The organism is Qipengyuania sp. NPDC077563, from assembly GCF_044901345.1.
Classification (GTDB): domain Bacteria; phylum Pseudomonadota; class Alphaproteobacteria; order Sphingomonadales; family Sphingomonadaceae; genus Qipengyuania; species Qipengyuania aestuarii.
In genome coordinates, this window is sequence record NZ_JBJDPC010000001.1 from 1,122,751 (window position 1) to 1,139,238 (window position 16,488).

At 62.7% G+C, this 16,488-nt stretch carries 18 protein-coding genes and 1 pseudogene; 9 read left to right on the forward strand and 10 right to left on the reverse strand.

From position 1 onward, the window contains the following. Window positions 1-49 precede the first annotated feature (49 nt). Window positions 50-775: an SDR family NAD(P)-dependent oxidoreductase gene (locus tag ACI2I1_RS05455; RefSeq protein ID WP_404678228.1), complete on the reverse strand. Its 726-nt coding sequence runs from the start codon at window positions 773-775 to the stop codon at window positions 50-52. Window positions 776-898: 123 nt separating this feature from the next. Next, on the reverse strand, window positions 899-1,453 hold the full coding sequence (locus ACI2I1_RS05460) for an SRPBCC family protein (protein WP_404678229.1): 555 nt from the start codon (window positions 1,451-1,453) through the stop codon (window positions 899-901). Window positions 1,454-1,663: 210 nt separating this feature from the next. Here ACI2I1_RS05460 and ACI2I1_RS05465 point away from each other — a divergent pair, with 210 nt between their 5' ends. Beyond that, window positions 1,664-2,137, forward strand: coding sequence for an SRPBCC family protein (locus ACI2I1_RS05465; protein WP_404678230.1), 474 nt, complete (start codon window positions 1,664-1,666; stop codon window positions 2,135-2,137). Between the two features lie 103 nt (window positions 2,138-2,240). Next, window positions 2,241-3,185 (forward strand): alpha/beta hydrolase family protein, encoded by a 945-nt coding sequence (locus ACI2I1_RS05470; RefSeq protein ID WP_404678231.1) that lies wholly within the window; start codon window positions 2,241-2,243, stop codon window positions 3,183-3,185. A 54-nt stretch (window positions 3,186-3,239) separates the two neighbouring features. On the opposite strand, the gene ACI2I1_RS05475 is transcribed toward ACI2I1_RS05470, so the two are convergent. The 3 genes from ACI2I1_RS05475 to ACI2I1_RS05485 form a co-directional block, all read right to left on the reverse strand. After that, entirely contained in the window at window positions 3,240-3,791 is a 552-nt protein-coding gene (locus ACI2I1_RS05475) for a TetR/AcrR family transcriptional regulator (RefSeq protein WP_404678232.1), read from the reverse strand. A gap of 15 nt (window positions 3,792-3,806) precedes the next feature. Beyond that, on the reverse strand, window positions 3,807-4,247 hold the full coding sequence (locus tag ACI2I1_RS05480) for a GFA family protein (RefSeq protein WP_404678233.1): 441 nt from the start codon (window positions 4,245-4,247) through the stop codon (window positions 3,807-3,809). A 154-nt stretch (window positions 4,248-4,401) separates the two neighbouring features. Then, window positions 4,402-5,364: an AraC family transcriptional regulator gene (locus ACI2I1_RS05485; protein ID WP_404678234.1), complete on the reverse strand. Its 963-nt coding sequence runs from the start codon at window positions 5,362-5,364 to the stop codon at window positions 4,402-4,404. A gap of 11 nt (window positions 5,365-5,375) precedes the next feature. Between ACI2I1_RS05485 and ACI2I1_RS05490 the strand changes: the two genes are divergently transcribed. The 5 genes from ACI2I1_RS05490 (at window position 5,376) to ACI2I1_RS05510 (ending at window position 9,881) form a co-directional block, all read left to right on the forward strand. Then, on the forward strand, window positions 5,376-6,110 hold the full coding sequence (locus ACI2I1_RS05490; RefSeq protein ID WP_404678235.1) for an SDR family oxidoreductase: 735 nt from the start codon (window positions 5,376-5,378) through the stop codon (window positions 6,108-6,110). Window positions 6,111-6,174: 64 nt separating this feature from the next. Next, window positions 6,175-6,918, forward strand: coding sequence for an SDR family NAD(P)-dependent oxidoreductase (locus ACI2I1_RS05495; protein ID WP_404678236.1), 744 nt, complete (start codon window positions 6,175-6,177; stop codon window positions 6,916-6,918). 131 nt (window positions 6,919-7,049) lie between these two features. Next, on the forward strand, window positions 7,050-7,808 hold the full coding sequence (locus ACI2I1_RS05500) for an SDR family oxidoreductase (RefSeq protein WP_404678237.1): 759 nt from the start codon (window positions 7,050-7,052) through the stop codon (window positions 7,806-7,808). 159 nt (window positions 7,809-7,967) lie between these two features. Then, window positions 7,968-8,861, forward strand: coding sequence for a LysR family transcriptional regulator (locus tag ACI2I1_RS05505; protein WP_404678238.1), 894 nt, complete (start codon window positions 7,968-7,970; stop codon window positions 8,859-8,861). Window positions 8,862-8,975: 114 nt separating this feature from the next. Beyond that, window positions 8,976-9,881, forward strand: a complete 906-nt coding sequence (locus tag ACI2I1_RS05510) for an alpha/beta hydrolase (protein ID WP_404678239.1) — start codon at window positions 8,976-8,978, stop codon at window positions 9,879-9,881. A gap of 65 nt (window positions 9,882-9,946) precedes the next feature. On the opposite strand, the gene ACI2I1_RS05515 is transcribed toward ACI2I1_RS05510, so the two are convergent. The 3 genes from ACI2I1_RS05515 to ACI2I1_RS05525 are packed head-to-tail and all read right to left on the reverse strand — an operon-like array spanning window position 9,947 to window position 12,007. Next, window positions 9,947-10,636: a glutathione S-transferase family protein gene (locus ACI2I1_RS05515; protein ID WP_404678240.1), complete on the reverse strand. Its 690-nt coding sequence runs from the start codon at window positions 10,634-10,636 to the stop codon at window positions 9,947-9,949. After that, window positions 10,636-11,553 carry an NAD(P)/FAD-dependent oxidoreductase gene (locus ACI2I1_RS05520; RefSeq protein ID WP_404678241.1) on the reverse strand — a complete coding sequence of 306 codons (918 nt, stop codon included), beginning with the start codon at window positions 11,551-11,553 and terminating at the stop codon, window positions 10,636-10,638. Before ACI2I1_RS05520 ends, ACI2I1_RS05515 begins: the two co-directional genes overlap by 1 nt. Beyond that, complete coding sequence (locus ACI2I1_RS05525) at window positions 11,543-12,007, reverse strand: Rrf2 family transcriptional regulator (RefSeq protein WP_404678242.1); 465 nt, start codon at window positions 12,005-12,007, stop codon at window positions 11,543-11,545. The genes ACI2I1_RS05520 and ACI2I1_RS05525 overlap by 11 nt, the downstream gene beginning before the upstream one ends. Window positions 12,008-12,098: 91 nt before the next feature. Here ACI2I1_RS05525 and ACI2I1_RS05530 point away from each other — a divergent pair, with 91 nt between their 5' ends. Beyond that, window positions 12,099-12,809: an SDR family NAD(P)-dependent oxidoreductase gene (locus ACI2I1_RS05530; protein WP_404678243.1), complete on the forward strand. Its 711-nt coding sequence runs from the start codon at window positions 12,099-12,101 to the stop codon at window positions 12,807-12,809. 104 nt (window positions 12,810-12,913) lie between these two features. On the opposite strand, the gene ACI2I1_RS05535 is transcribed toward ACI2I1_RS05530, so the two are convergent. Next, entirely contained in the window at window positions 12,914-13,978 is a 1,065-nt protein-coding gene (locus ACI2I1_RS05535; protein ID WP_404678244.1) for an alkene reductase, read from the reverse strand. A gap of 716 nt (window positions 13,979-14,694) precedes the next feature. Here ACI2I1_RS05535 and ACI2I1_RS05540 point away from each other — a divergent pair. Beyond that, window positions 14,695-14,979, forward strand: a complete 285-nt coding sequence (locus tag ACI2I1_RS05540) for a helix-turn-helix transcriptional regulator (protein ID WP_404678245.1) — start codon at window positions 14,695-14,697, stop codon at window positions 14,977-14,979. Here ACI2I1_RS05540 and ACI2I1_RS05545 read toward each other — a convergent pair. Beyond that, window positions 14,945-16,205: pseudogene (locus tag ACI2I1_RS05545) on the reverse strand (tyrosine-type recombinase/integrase). The gene ACI2I1_RS05540 and the pseudogene ACI2I1_RS05545 sit on opposite strands and share 35 nt — an antisense overlap. Between the last annotated feature and the right edge of the window lie 283 nt (window positions 16,206-16,488).

Sequence of the window (16,488 nt, forward strand, 5' to 3'; positions counted from 1 at the left end):
GCATGCACGATGACCGTGACAACCGTCACCCTGGTACGCGCGGTGTCGTTCAGGCCTGAAGGCCGAACTGCTCATTGATTGAAGCTGTGAAGGCCGCGTCGTCCGTCTTGCGGCGAATGGCGAGCAGTTGCTGTGCGTCCTCGCCCGCTTCGAAGCGCAGTCGGTCGGTCGTGTCGGTCGCAGCGGCGTAGACAACCGCAGCGATGGCATCCGCAGGCGACGCGCCCGCAGTGAGTTCACCGAACACTTTCATCACCTGCGCGACGGTGGGCTGATATTCGGCGAGCGTTTCGTCATTGCTGAAGGCAAGCGACCGTCCGGCGGAATCGGTGGCGATCTGTCCCGGCTCGACGATCTTCACGCGCACGCCGATCGGCGCCAGCTCATAGGCAAGTGCCTCCGAGAAGCCTTCGACCGCATATTTCGAACTGTGGTACAGCGTACCAAGCGGGAAGGCGACGCGGCCGCCCATCGACGAGATGTTGACGATCGTTCCCGAGCGATGGTGTCGGAAATGGGGGAGCAGCGCCTTCGTCGTCTCGATCATCCCGAACAGGTTCACATCGAACTGACGGCGGATCTCGTCGGACGACGTCGCCTCCAGCACCCCATAGGCGCCGTACCCCGCATTGTTGAGCAGCACGTCGATCTGTCCGAAGGCGTCGATTCCGGCCGTGATCGCGCTGGTGATCGACGATAGCTCCTCGACGTCGAGCCGTGCGACGAGGACGTTGTCGAGCGTATTCAACTCGGTTTCCGCGTGAGGTGAGCGCATGGTGGCTACCACATTCTAGCCCTGTGACTGGAACAGCTTGGCGCTCGCGCGACCTAGACCACTGGATGCGCCTGTGATGAGAACGGTCTTGGACATCGATGGACTCCTTTTTTGGCGTGTCGTTCAAATTCGAGCGGGCGCGGCAAGCGATGGCCTCGACAAAGCGGCCGTTCGGCGCTCCGCAAAATGCGCGATGATGTTCGTCATGCAGACGTCCATGTAGCCCTTCCACTGCGTGCTCACGAACAGACGGAGCGGAACCTTGGCGAGCCGATTTCTCGCGCGGAAGGTGTAGGTCCAGCGAACCTCGGTGCCGTGATCTGCCTCGGCAAACCAAAACTCGCCCCGGGCCTCGATCATCAGGTGCTTCAGCGCGAAGCTCGGGTCGCTAACCCTGTAGGCGAAGTATTGCGGCCGGTCGTAATGGGTCACGCCCTCCTGCACATGGCTTCCGTCAAGCAGATGGACCGTCCGCCGCGAGCCCGGCTGATCCCATGGGCCGGTGATGTCGGACGTGTGCGAGATTCCGGGCAAGAGACCATAGCCGGTAAGGATCTTCGGAAGGACATTCTCGGCAGCGACGAAGTCGAAGACGTCGCGGGTCGCGCCGGGAACGAGAGTCTCGCGCGTTACCGCAACGTCGTTCGGATCGCGGGCGGGATCGGCAGTGGGGGTCATGGCGCATCTCCAGTTTCTGCGTTGGAGATTATGTCCTTGCCGGACGGCGAATAGAGGCACGATTGGAACTGAACGTCTCACCAGGGAGACGGTCCTAAGGTCGTCAGCGTTCCGCAGGTGAAACGGCGCGTTCGAAATCCGCGGCTAGTGCGAACGCGGCGCACCCTTAGCTTGGAGGGCGATCCAAACTCCGACCGCGAAGGGCACGCCATGATCTATTCGACCGCAACCGTCCCGGTGAATTCCGAAGGCGAAACTCCTCTGACCCGCGACCAGGTCTGGAAAGGCCTCGAGCGCAAGGCGCGCGATGCGCGGCTGTTCCTGCCGCCCGGCGTCTGTACGCGTTGCGAGGTGACCGAAGAAAGCGCTACCCACTTCGTGCGCGAGGCGACCATCGCGAAGGAAGATGTGCGCGAGATCATTGTACTCGAGCCGCAGTCCAAGGTGACATTCTTCCAGGCCAGCGGCCCGCGCGAAGGCGCGATCATCAACGAGCTGTTCGAGGACGATGAAGGCGCGCTGCAGCTCAAATTCTACTGCTATCTGGGCCTGCGCGGCAAAGAGCCTGACGGACCGGAAGAACAGGCCGAACAGAAGCAATTCGACAGCGACAAGGGCTACAAGGCGGCACTTCTGTCGACCCTTAAGCGAACGAGAGAGATGCTCGCTGACGGCTCTCTGTAGAAGCGTGCCACCCGTCGAACAAATCAGCCCCTTGAAAACGGAACCATGTTCCGTATCTACGTCCCAATGGCTCGGCGCCGTTGCCGGGGCCAAGGAGTTCCCAATGCCAGCACATGCCAATCCCACCATTCGCTCAACCGCCATGGACCTCGCGCCCGCGCTGTCCATGGGGCCTCTATCGCTGCCGATCAAAGGGCGCGGCGAGGATCTGACCTATCGCGTCACCGCGCCTGCCGAAGGCGACAGCCTTCCCATCATCCTGTTCTCCCACGGCAACGGACAATCGCTCTACACTTACGGTCCGCTCGTCAATTATTGGGCCTCGCACGGGTTTGCGGTGATCAACCCGACACATCTCGATTCCCGGATGATCGCGCTCGCCAGCGATGATCCGCGTCGGCCCCAGCTCTGGCGGCACCGCGAGCAGGACATCATCGCCCTGCTCGACAATCTCGATGCGGTCGAGGAGGCGGTACCCTTCGTCAAGGGTCGGATTGACCGGGACCGCATCGCGGTGGCGGGCCACTCCTGGGGCGCGCAGACGGCCAGCATGTTCCTCGGCGCCACGCATCCCGACCCCGACGACGGCTCGACCGTTTCGCTGCGCGACGCGCGGGTTAAGGCCGGCCTGCTGTTCGCGGTGCCCGGCACCGGCGGAGACAATCTGAGCGCGTTCGCCGCGCAGAACTTCCCGTTCATGCATCCGGACTTCTCGGGGCTGGAAACCCCGACGCTGGTGGTTGCTGGCGACAACGACAACGGCGCGATGACGGTGCGCGGACCCGAATGGTGGCGCGAAGCCTACGATCTCAGTCCTGGTGCCAAGGCGCTGTTCCAGGTCGAGGGCGGAGAGCATTCGCTTGGCGGTATTCCCAACTACGAAGCGCGAGAGACCACCGATGAGGATCCGGCGCGCGTGGCCGCGGTCCAGCAGCTCTCGACCGCCTTCCTGCTCAGCACATTGTCGGGCTCGGAAGCCGCATGGAAGTCGGCGGTGAGCGACATCAGCGCTGCCGCCGCGTCGCAGGGTACGATCGAGCAGAAGTGAACCATGCGTGGGCTGGGACCCCACGATCAGTGCTGCGGGCTGACAGCGTGCGCGTCAGTCCGCCCGCAGTCCATCGATCAGAACCTCCAGCATCCGCTTTCCAAGCCCTTCATCCTGAGGCGAAACGAGCCGAGCCACTGTCTTGACCAGATCGTCGGCCGTCAGACCCTCCCGGATCGCCCCTGCCTCGCGCGCGATGTGCAGAAGCCGATCCAGGGCCGGATAAAACCGTTCCTCAAAATGGACCGGCAATCCCGCATAGGCTGGATCGCCCGAATGAAGCGCGGCCGAGAAACCGCGCTTGGTCGCGATGAAGGCCGCGAACCGTCGTAACCATTCGGCCAGCGCTTCGAAGGGCGCTCGGGTTGCTGCCAGCTCGTCAGCCTCGGCCGCGCAGGCATCGATCTCCTGCCGGAAGACCGCAGCGATAAGGTCGGCGCGGGTAGGGAAGCGCCGGTAGAGCGTGCCGACGCCCACACCGGCGGTCTCCGCAATTGTCCGGTTGGGCACGTCGATCCCTTCGGCCGCGAACAGCGTACGGGCCGCTTCGATCACCGCCTCCTCGCTGCGACGCGCGTCCGCACGTAATCCGGATGGTCGTGCCATGATCATGTGCGTTCCCTAGCCAGCGAGTGCGGCCGCAAATTCCTGCGGCGTCGGCGAAACCTCGAAGCTGGGTGTGTCATTTCCGATTGTCAGCCACGGCTGCTTTCGCCGGGTCCAGATATGCACGGCAGGTGCAACCTCGCTGCTGCGATCAAGCGTGCCCACGCGCAGCACAAGCAAGTTAGACAGTGCGGGATTGCGGTTGGCTATCCGGGTGAGGCAGGCGGCGCATCCAATATGGTCGGACGACATGGCCTCCTGTCCCTCGGGCAGACGAAACGCGTGCGCGCCATCGCTGATAGTAAGCGCGTCCTCAGCCACGATCGCGTGCAGCGCGAACGCGGACCCGCTCCAGGTCTGGCAATCGACACAATGGCAGGCATAAGTCAGCGGGAGATCGTCGACCGCCAGCTCGTATCGCACCGCGCCGCAGCGGCAACCACCTTCAAAACTCATTGAACCTGTCCTTTTCAATATCCACTTCTCGCGCTGCGCCATTTCCGTATGGAGCAACGCCAGGTGCTGTGCCTGATCTATTTTGCGCGCGAGTAATCGACTCGATGCTCGGCGAGAGACCATCAAGCGTGACGCACTCTGCATGTATTCAGCCTTATTGCATTGGTGAACTCCCGAACGTCCTTTTGTACGCGAAACCGAAGGCGCTTTGGGACGCATAGCCGACCCGGCGTGCAACCTGCTCAACACTAATGTCGTTTCGGGCCAGGAGCTGCCGCGCAAGCAACATCCGCCAACGCCGCAGGTAGTCGAGCGGCGGGCGCCCCACCTTGCGTGAGAATCGCTCGGAGAAGCCCGATCGGGACATACCGACCTCGGCCGCAAGACGCGGGACAGTCCATTGCCCTGCCGGATCGGCATGTATCAATGTGAGCGCCTCACCAACCTGCCGGTCACCCAACGCTCCGATCCATCCGACGCAGAGTGCTCCTTCCCCTGCGATGAAAACGCGAACGCCTTCGATCAGGAGCAGCTCGGCCAATCGCATGGCAGCGAGCCTGCTGCCCGGCCGCTCTAGCCGTGCTTCACAATCGACGATCTCGAGCAGACGAGAGATCGACCCCGCTTCGCTGCGATCACCGGCAATCCGATAGAAGGGCGGCAGCGCATCCAGCACGAAGCCCGCGCCCGCGTCATTCAGTCCGACGCTGGAGCCGATCAGCAGCACATCATCACCGCCGAGGCGCAACGTATCTTTCTCGCCTTGCGCGTAAAGCTCTGATCCATCCGCCGGCTTCAGGTGCGGGTCGCTTGCCACCACGTAGTCGGTGCGCCCGATCAACAGCACGTCACCCTCTTTCAACCATGCGGGTTCCTGGTTCGGAAACAACAGACAGCATGTCCCGCGTACCAGGCCGATGAACTTGAGCCGATCCCGCGACCCGAAATGCAACGACCAGTCGCCCGCTGCCTCGAGGCGCGTTGCCTGCGCTGGGCCGGTACCGAAGGCGATCAGCGCATCGGATAGCGGATCAAGGGCAATTCTGGAGGTTCTCGACAAAATCATGGCATCTTGAATGTAGTTAATCCGCCGTGCTCTGCCTAGCTTGTTGCGCAAGGGAGATCAAAATGAGCGTAGAAGGCAAAGTCGTCGTGATCACTGGGGCGGGGAGCGGCATCGGCCGTGCCACTGCTCTTCGCCTTGCGGCATCAGGCGCCATACCCGTCCTGGGCGGGCGGCGCTCGCAACAATTAGCGGCAGCCGTCGCGGAGATCGAGGGACGCGGCGGAACCGCTGCCTGGCGAGCGACCGACGTCACCCGACGCGAGGATGTCGATGCGCTCGTAGGCTTTGCATGCGAGCGGTTCGGGCGGGTCGATGTACTGGTCAATAACGCCGGCATCAGCCCGACGTCCCGTTTCGACGCACTCCGGGTGGCCGACTGGGACGCGATGATCGACGTCAACCTGCGCGGAGTCCTGTACGGTATCGCTGCCGTGCTTACGCTCTTCACGCGCCAGGGAAGCGGTCATATCGTCAATGTTGTCTCGACCGCTGGCCTCCGGATCGTGCCCACAATGGGGGTGTACGCGGCGACCAAGAATGCGGTCAGGACCGTAACTGAAGCCTTGCGTCAGGAAGCAGGTTCGACGTTGCGGGTGACCGAGATTTCGCCTGGCTTCACAGCCACCGAACTTGCTTCTTCGATGACGGACGATGCCGCCCGGTCCGCGACGCAGCACCGGATGGATGAGCTGGCCCTTTCCCCTGATGCGATCGCCAAGGCCATCGCTTTCGCCGTCGAACAACCTCCTGAAGTCGATGTTGGAAGCATCGTCGTGCGCCCCACGGCTCAGGATTAAGCAGCGTGGGAGGGGTGGATCACCGACCATGGGCCAGTCCCTCACAATTGAAAGGAACGCTCCGATGCAAATCGATCTTACGGCGAAAGTCGCTCTAGTGACGGGAGCCAGTTCGGGGATCGGCTTTGCCATCGCCAAGCGCCTGATCGAAAGCGGGGCGACTGTCGTCATCACCGGGCGCAAGCAGAATACGATCGAAGAGGCAGCGACCGCGCTTGGCGAGGATTGCATTCCGCTCGTCGCCGACGTGACGCAGGCAAGCGAGATGGATGGCGTTGTCCAACGGATCCAACAGACACTTGGCGAGCTAGACATCGTGGTCGCCAACGCCGGCGTGGGCGCAAATGCGCCGCTAGGAGAGATCGATGACCAAAAGTTCGAAAAAGTGATCAGTACGAATCTGAAAGGTGTTCTCAACACGGTTCAATCGGCGTTGCCGATGCTTTTGCCCGGCGCTTCTATCGTACTCATCGGATCGACCGGCTCATTCGAGGCGCCCTCGACCATGAGCGTGTATGGTGCGACCAAAGCGGGCCTGCGCGCCTTCGCCAAGACATGGATCAAGGACATCAAGGGCCGCGGCATCCGCATCAATGTCGTGAGCCCCGGAGCGATTGACACGCCGTCGTTGCGTGACGCTCTGGGAGGTGACGGGAACAGCGCCATCGATGCGCTAAACGAGCGCAGCCCTATCGGGCGCATAGGCAAACCTGAAGAGGTCGCCAACGTCGTTGCCTTCTTTGCGAGCGAGGCGGCGAGTTACATCAATGGGGAGGAACTTTATGTGGACGGCGGACTGAAGGTATGACTGAGCTGGCGTCCCACGAATGGAACGATACGTCCCAATGTCGTGTCTTATAGGCTTAGCTCGGAACAGCTATTTCCGATGACGGAGAGACGGAAACGCTTTTCCGGCTCCAGCCATGAAGGAGAAGCACAATGAAGAACAGCGGCAACACCATCATCCTCACCGGCGGCGGCTCGGGCATCGGGCGTCTGATGGCGCAGCGTCTGCACGATGCCGGCAACACGGTCATCATCGCGAGCCGCAACATAGCTGCACTCGCCAACACGGCCGAAGGCTACCCCAATATCCACGCGCTGGAACTCGATCAGTCCGATCCGGCGAGCATCGAGGCTTTCGCGAAGCGGATCGCCGACGACTTCCCGCAGGCGAACGTCCTCATCAACAATGCCGGCATCATGCGCATGGAAGGCTCGCTCGCTTCCAGGCGCGACCTTGCCGACGCTGAGGAATCGGTCACCAACAACCTCCTTGGCCCGATCCGCCTCACCAATGCACTGATCGACCAGCTGGTCGCGCAGAACGACGCAGCGCTGATCAACGTGACCTCGGGGCTCGCCTTCGTTCCGCTGGTGCTCGCGCCGACCTATTCGGCGATAAAGGCGGCCATCCACAACTACACCGTATCGCTGCGTGCGGTGCTCAAGGACCAGGTCGAGGTGATCGAGATCGCCCCGCCGGCGCTGCGCACCACGCTGACCCCGGGCCAGGAGAACAACGAGCGCTTCATGCCGCCCGAGGTCTTCGTCGACCAGGTCATCGAACTGCTGCAGCGCGATCCCACCCCGGCAGAGGTGCTGGTCGAGGAAGTCGACTTCATGCGCCGCGCCGAGAAGGACGACCGCTTCGAGGAGACTGTTGCCGCAATCAACCCCTTCCTCGCCAAGTCATGACGCGTCGTCTTACGACACACCTTCACGAAAACCGGGCAGCGCCACCGCTGCCCGGCGACACGTGCGTAGCAGGGGTACGCTCCCGTAGATTACACGTTGATTGTTTCGCGATCGGGGCGGAAGATAACGATTGTCATCCAATCGTCCTGTAGGTGGAACATGGATCTCGTCGCGCTTGCCGATTTCAACCTCGTCGCTCGCCATGGCGGCTTCAGCAAAGCGGCGCGGGAGGCCAATCGTCCCAAGGCGACCTTGTCGCGCCGTGTCGCGGAATTCGAGGCAGCTCTGGGGCTGCGCCTCTTTGAGCGCGGCGGCCGCGATCTCAAGCTCACCGAAGAAGGCCGCGCGCTGTATGAGCGTAGCGCGAAGTTGCTGACCGATCTCGACGAGACGGTCACGGCCATCGCTTCGGGCGGCGAGACCCCGCGCGGGCACATGAAGATCAGTGCGCCGCTGCTGTTCTGCCAGATCGCGATGGGCGAGGTCGCCGCGCGCTTCGCCGCTGCCTATCCCGAAGTGCAGCTCGAGGTCATCACGGAGGACCGGGCGGTGAACATGGTCGAAGAGGGCATCGATCTGGTGATCCGGATCAATCCCAGCGCCGACGCCAACCTCGTCGGCCGGGTGTTTCTGCGTGATTACCAGGTCGTCGTCGCACCCCCCGGTCTCAAGCGGCCGTCGGCGCGCAAGGCCGTGCCCGCGATCGTTCGCAGCACCGACTGGAAACAGACGAGTTGGCGCCTGCGTCATGGCGGCGACGGAATCGAGAAGGTCGATATCGAGCCAATCCTTTCGCTATCCTCGCTCGTCATGGTGCGCGACGCCCTGCGCGATGCCGACGCCGCGGCGGCGCTGCCCTATTCGCTCGTCCATAACGAGGTTGAGCGCGGGAACCTGGTGCTGTGGGGCGAACTCGATGCGCCGCGGACCGAACTCTGGGCGCTCTATCCCTCCCGACGCCTGCTGAGCTCGCGCGTGTCCGCCTTCCTAGCCCATCTCAAGGCCATTTTCCCGACGGGATCAGCCGACGAGCTGGCGGCCTTCGTTCGCTGAGATGCTCGCGTGCGTTTCGTCCCGCTGATGGGACGGCGCGTCCAGATTGATGCTCTGCCGAGCGGTGTTGCGGGACGCTAGATTGCTGACCGTCACCAATCAAAGGAACCGACCATGAGCATCATTCATCACGACGAGGCGTTCCGCGACCGTGCCGCCATGCTGGCGATGCGCGCCATGATCGCCGTCTCGGGCAGCTTCTCGATCGAGCCGGGCGCCCGCGAAGCCTATGACCAATTGATCGCCCGCACCAAGATCGTCGACGGCGTCGAGACCTCACAAGGTGAGGTCGCCGGCGTCAGCGGGTGGTGGGTCATTCCCGCCGGCACGCGCGCCGAGAACGGCGCCATCCTCTACGTCCACGGCGGCGGCTATGTTCTCGGCAGCGCCGGGGCCTATCGCGGGCTGGCGAGTCAGATCGCCTCACGCGCTGGTCGCCCGGTCTTCGTCATCGACTATGCGCTCGCGCCTGAGAATCCTTTTCCCTCCGCCTATGACGATGTGAGCAAGGCCTATGTCGAGCTTGCCCGCACCACCGGTGGCAAGGTTGCTCTGATGGGCGATTCCGCGGGTGGCGGCGCGGTGCTCTCGGTGGCGATGAACCGCGACGAAGCAACGCCCGCTCCGGTTGCCATCGTCGCCTATTCGCCGTGGACCGATCCCGCACTCAAGGGCGCGAGCGTCCAGACCCGTGCCGACGTCGATCCGATCCTCAACGAACGATCGCTCTCCGATGGCGCGCGGCAGTATCTTGCCGGTGCGGACCCGAGCGACCCCCGCGTCAATGCGCTGAAGGGCGATTTCACCAGGCTGCCGCCGGTTCGGATCGACGTCGGCGACGACGAGATCCTGCTCGACGACTCGCTGCGTTTCGAGGCGCTGGCGGGCGAAGCGGGGCGTCAGGTGGAAACGCACATATGGAAGGGCATGGTCCATGTCTTCCCGACCAACGTCGCGATGCTGAAGGCGGCGGCCCAGGCGCTCGACGGCACCGCGGAGTTCCTCAAGCGGCACTTCTGAGCCAAGCCTGCAAGTTCCCGCACCTTGCCGTCGACATCGACGATCCCTGGTGCGGGACTTGGTCCTTATCCGCTCGACGGCGGACAGACTTCCCGCAGCCCTTGTGCTACCGCCAGTAGAGGTGCGGGAAATTCTGCCGGCGCCGCGCTGGGCCGCTCGCTGAAGGCGGCGTACCAATCTATCAGCACAGGGCATGCTTCAGGAACGGGAACGCCGTACAGCCCCTCGGCGAATTGCAACGTGGCCATCGCGATGCAATCGGCGATGGTGGGCTGATCGCCAGCAAGGAATAATCCTTCCGTCTGGCCAGCCAGTGTATCGAGCAGGCGCAAGCGGCGATGATACGCATCGGCCGCGAACGTCGCGGCTTCGGTGCTTTGCGGTTCGCGCCCCGCAAATGCGGGGCTGCCCTTGTGACACCAGATACCAAATTGCAGCGCGGCTTCGTCGATCACAGCGATCACCTCACGCGTCCGTGCCCGCATCGCCGGCGTTTGGCCCAGCATGTTAGGCGATGGAAAGCGTTCTTCCAGATATTCGAGGATCGCGATCGAGGAGCGGATCAGCGTGCCGTCCTCGGTTCTAAGGATCGGCACCGTGGCGAGCGGGCTCAATCGTTCCAGCTCGGGCGGGGGCCATCCGGCCATGAGATCGAACGCCACCCGGTCAATGCCGGTGATCCCTTTTTCTGCCAAATAGATGCCGACGCGCCTGGGGTAGAGTCCCCAAGCGAGTTCATAGAGCTCCATGCTCATCAAGATTGTCCCGTAGTGGTGGGCTCGAACACGAGAGATTGGTGCAGCGAGATTCCGGCTGTGACACCATCGGCGGCCGCCCAGCTGGCATTGTGCGGCGCGCGGGCGATATCGCCGGCCGCATAGACGCCAGCGACGCTGGTCAGCTTGGCCGCATCGGTGCGAACCACCGGGCCGAACGGCCCCTCGTCGAGCACGCAGCCGAGGCGCTCGGCAATCGGACTGTTCAATCGCGAACGCGGGGCGAGGAACAATGCGTCGATTCCCACCGCTCGGCCGTCATCCAGGAGCAGCGAGGCCAGCGTGCCGTCCTCGCCCTGCAGCGAGCGGATCGGCACCGGTTCGATCGTCACCCCGCGCCGATCGAGCAGCGTCCGCGCGTCCCCCTCGGGCATGGCGTTGCCGTCGAGGTAGAGCGTGGTTGCACCCCAATCGGCGATGAGCGCCGCCTGATGCGCCGACAGGGGCGCGGTCCACAAGACCCACAGTGTGCCGCCGCCATGTTCGTAGCCGTGGCAGTACGGGCAATGCAGCACGGTATCGCCCCAACGCTCGGAAAGGCCCGGTATGTCGGGAAGCACGTCGGAGATTCCGAAGGCCAGCACCAGCTTTTTGCCCGCAACTCTGTCACCGCCCGCGAGGGTCACCTCGAAGCCGCCGTCCGCACCACCGACATCGGTCGCGGCGTCCGCGATCATCCGCACGCCGGGATAGGCCTCGACCTGTGCCTTGGCCCCGGCGATCATCGCCGCCGGAGCGGCGCCGTCCTGGCCGAAGAAGCCGTGAGAGGCGCTGGCGAAGCGGTTGCGCGGCGAGGCGGTGTCGATGACGCAGACCGATCGGCGCGCCCGCGCGATGTGGATCGCGGCGGACAAGCCGGCATAGCTCCCGCCGATGACGACGGCGTCATACTTCATGGGAAATCTCCTGATTGTCAGTTTTTCCCCGCGCGAGCATGCGGCCGTGGAAATCGGCACTCAGTTCGGCGAGCGTCACCGCAGCGAACCGATCGAGGAGCAGGGTCCGCGCTTCTTCGAAGGCGCTTCCCAGCGCCGCGTTGACCGCTTCCTCCACCAGGCATCCGGGCGCATCGGTCCGGTTGCCCATGGCGAAAAGCTCAGGGCTGTCCAACGAGGCATAGATGTCGCGCAGCGTGATTTTGGAAAGCGCCCGCTCGATCGTCCAGCCGCCACCATGGCCCTTCTCCGATCGGACCAGCCCGGCTTCGCGCAGCCCCGACATCGTCCGCCGCATCGCGGCGGGATTGCTGCCCATGATGGTCGCCATCGTCTCGGACGTGACCGGTTCGTCCCGCTCGGCCATATGCAGCAGCACATGCAGCACACCCGACAATCTGCTATCTCGTCTCATGAGACTTTAAATGTTACGTGACTTCTGATAGGTCAAGGGTCTCAGTGATCTCATCTCGAAAAGAGTTCACATCGAGAAAAGGAGAGCGCTCATGGCGATTGACGAAAGACCCGTAGCCGTGGTGGTCGGAGCTGGTCCGGGGAACGGCGCGGCGCTTGCCGAGCGCTTTAGCAAAGGTGGCTATCAGGTCGCGCTGCTGGCACGCAGCACTGAGAAGCTGGAGGCGATGGCGTCGCAAATCGCGCACTCGGAGGCTGTCGCCTGCGATGTCACCGATGCCGCATCGATATCGCGCGCCTTCGCCCACATCCGCGAGAACATGGGACCGGTAGAGGCGCTGCTGTACAATGCCGGCTCGGGTGTCTTCACAACAGTCCAGCAACTCTCGCCGGACGAATTCGAGGCGTCCTGGCGGATCAACGCTATGGGGCTTCTACTGTGCGCGCAGCAGGTCATACCGGCGATGACCGACAAAGGGTCGGGCTCGATCATCATCACTGGGGCGACTGCGTCGTTGCGGGGATCCCAGAAAACGGCCGCCTTCGCACCGGCCAAGGCAGCACAGCGCGCGCTCGCCCAATCCATGGCGAAGTCGCTTTGGCCGCTGGGAATCCATGTCGGCCTGCTGATCGTCGATGGCGTGGTCGATCAGCCCGCCGCCCGTTCCATAATGCGCGACAAGCCCGACGACTTTTTCGTGTCGCCCGATGGCTTGGCGGAGACCGCTTGGTCGCTGCATAGGCAGGGCCGGCAGGCGTGGAGCTTCGAGGTCGAAGTCCGGCCCTATGGTGAGAACTGGTAGGGCGAAGAAATCGTCTGCCGCCCCAGATGGCTTGGCACGGGAAAATCCGACCGCGCGGGGCGCCCTGAGGCGGAGCCAGGCCGAACCCGACTCCGCCGCCTGTGTCAGGCCTGTTCAAGCGTGGGATAGTCGATGTAGCCCTCGGCGCCGGCGCCGTAGAATTTGTCGTACTTCACCTCGTTGAGAGAAGCGCCAGTCCTGAGGCGGTCAACGAGGTCGGGATTCGACAGGCTCATCACGCCGACCGATTCCATGTCGGCCGTACCAGCGTCGACATCGCTGCCGACCTGTTCGCGGGTTCGACCGGGCCGGTTGACGATCAGCGTACCGGAGAAACGCTCGCGAATGTCGGCGAGTAACTGCTCATTTCCGCCTTGGAGCAGGTGGATGTAGGCGAGCCCTATCCGGTCGAATTGCGCGGCAAGGTAGCGATAGACCTCGTCGTTCTCGCTGCCCTCCTCGATCCCCCCCATGGGGACGCCGGGCGAGAGACGGATGCCGGTACGATCGGCGCCGATCGCGTCGGCGATCGCCTGGGCGACCTCCACGGCGAAACGCGCGCGGTTCTCGACCGAGCCGCCGTAGGCATCGGTGCGGGTATTCGCGTTCGGCGCGAGGAACTGATGTACGATATAGCCGTTCGCGCCGTGGATCTCGACCGCGTCGGCACCGGCTTCGATGGCGCGCCGTGCCGCGTAGGCGAAGTCGGCTACGGTCTGGGTGACTTCGTCGGCTTCCAGCGCGCGAGGCACCGGAATGTCGAGCATGCCGGTTGCCGTGAACATCTCGACTCCGGGCGCGATGGCAGACGGCGCGACCGGCTGACGGCCGTGCGGCGTGTTGCTGGGGTGCGACATCCGGCCGACATGCATCAGCTGGATCGCGAGCTTCCCGCCTTCAGCATGCACCGCGTCGGCAATCCGGCGCCAGCCTTTGACATGGGCGTCTGTGTAGATGCCGGGCGTGGTCAGATAGCCTTGACCATCGTCGGAAGGCTGAGTGCCTTCAGTGATCAGCAGGCCCATTGATGCACGCTGCTGATAATATTGCGCTGCGAGAGCGCCGGGCGTCCCGTCGATCTGGGCGCGGCTGCGCGTCATCGGTGCCATTGCGAGCCGGTGCGGCAGGCTCATGCGGCCTACGATGATTGGGGACCAGATATCTGTCATGGCGAAAGCTCCTTCTCCGCGAGGAAGCACCGGAACCGGCCGACCATCGACCTAGGCGCATCTCCGGCTTAAGAGATAATCGGCTCGCGCTGTACGCGGGAGTACGTCAATATGAACGCAACGTCTCGCTGGCGGAACGGTAGAGGCGCATCGAAAAAGGCCGACCCGGCCCACGCAGCCATCCTGCAAGTCCGGCAAGATCTTACGCATGACCTCCGCGACCAAGATCACGGCAGGGGTCATGCCGGTGCGGCTATGCCGGACAAGGTGAAGCGGCAAACGCGTCTAGGAAGATGGAGCGCGGTTTGGAAACCAGTTCTGCCACTGCGGCGTGCTCATCACATTTCTGCGGGAATGCAGCGATCAGGTCCGTATCGCGCAGCAATTCGAGTACGCGCCTAGCGTTGAACTAGGACGGATACACCATGATCGAAGGAGGTGGTGCGGGTGGTCGGGCTCGAACCGACACTCCTTGCGGAACCGGATTTCCGGATTTTGAAGGAGTCGCGTTTACTGAATGCGTCCCCCCGTAGCGAGCCCCACACGTTTCGAGCTTACCAATCAGCGCCTGTTCGCCCGTATGCTGCACCTAGCAGTCAAGAAGAACCCGCCGATGTGTACGCTATAGCCCGAAAACGCCGCACGGCGCTTCGAAGGGGCTTCCAGTACCAGCATCTATCATTCTCAATCGCCTGAGCAATGCAGGAGATTTGAGAATGGCAAAGATCGAAGCTACGCAAATTCGGAGAACAATCCGGCGACAACAGTTGCGGGAGATGGTGCCTATGGCCGACAGCACCATTTACGAAATGGAGCAGCGTGGCGAGTTTCCCCGCCGGTTTGCGCTCTCGCCACGTTGTATCGTTTGGGACCTGGCCGAGGTCGAGGCTTGGCTGATGGCCCGGCGGGCTGCGCCGATCCGGCGCGCCCAACACCCCGATGTCACCAAGCGTAAAACCCGCCCCGTCAAAGGGCGGGATCAAGCTCCATCAAGGGCATAGCTTGCGGCAAAAGCGTGGGGGCATACTTCCGGCCGTCGATCCAGGCGTCCACGGTATCCGCCCACTGCTGCATCATATGCCGACGCTGCACCTCATATTCGGCCTTGTTATAGACGCCGCGCGACGAACGCCCGTCCTCGTGCGCCAGGCACTTTTCGATCCAGTCGCTGTTAAAGCCCAGCTCATTTAGTAGCGTCGAGCCCGTCCGCCGCAGATCATGGACCGTGAATGGCTCCAGCGGCAGCCCCTCCTTCTTGGCTCGCTCGACGACAGCGTAGGTGATCCGATTGAAGGTCGCGCGAGACATTGGCGCATCCGCGTCGTACCGGGACGGCAAAAGATATCGAGAGTTGCCGGAGCAAGTCTTAAGCGCGATCATGATGTCTAACGTCTGTCGGCACAGGTAGACGTTGTGCGGTTTCGATCGCTTCATGCGCTCCTTCCTTCGGGATGGTCCAGACGGCGTTGTCGAAATCGATCTCGTCCCAAACTGCATCTTGCAACTCGCTCTTCCGGACCATGGTGAGCAGGTAGAGCTTCATACCGAGGCGGATCGTTGGCAACGTCGCAACATGCTCGAGCTGCTTGAACATGATGCGGATCTCTGCGGGCGAAAGCGCGCGGTCCTTCGGCGTAAAGGTAGCGATCGAGGCTGGACCGACGTCATCGGCCGGATTGGCGACCTTCTCGCCGTGCAGAATGGCAAAGCCGTAGATCTGCTTCAGGATATCCCGCACATGGATAGCAGTTGCAGGCGCACCCCGTTCGACGATCTTGCCGCAGTGAGTGCGTAGATCATCCGGTGTGATCTCAGTCAGGAGACGATTTCGCCAGACGGGCATGAGTTCGCGTTCGAAGATGGAGCGACGCATCGCGCGTGTGCTGTCGGCCATGGTCGCATTGGTCAGCCACTTCTCGCCGAACTGGCCGAAACTCTTTGCTTCCTTGATCCGGCGCTTCTCGCGCTGCTTCTCGATGGCGGGAGACCGCCCCTCGGTGATTGCGCGCCGCGCGTCGATGCATAGCTCGCGAGCCCTGGCGAGCGATATTCCGTCACGGGCATATCTGCCGAGATATACGGTCTCGCGCCTGCCGTTCAGCCGATAGTCGAGCCTGAATGAGATGGCGCCCGACGGCGCGACGCGCACATACATGCCGTCACGATCCGAAACCTTGTACATTTTGGCTTTTGGTTTCAAAGACTTGAGTGCTGCATCGGTCAACATTTCGGGCCTCCTTGCGGAAAAGTACCGTCACGCGGTTTTTGGAGGCCGATGGCGTATAAAACACTTATAATTCAGCGTCTTATAGCAAAGAAAGTACCGTCATGAGCCTCATTGCTCCTGACGGTACTTTCGTTTTTCCGGTTGATCAATGGGGGCGAGGCCCGTCAGCGAGGCCGCCAAACGCCATCTATGCCCACCGATAGATATCGATAGGCATAGGATGGTTTTATTTTTATTTTCAGTGACTTAGGACGTGCCGCAGCGTAAAATCGGCGGCGTTTGG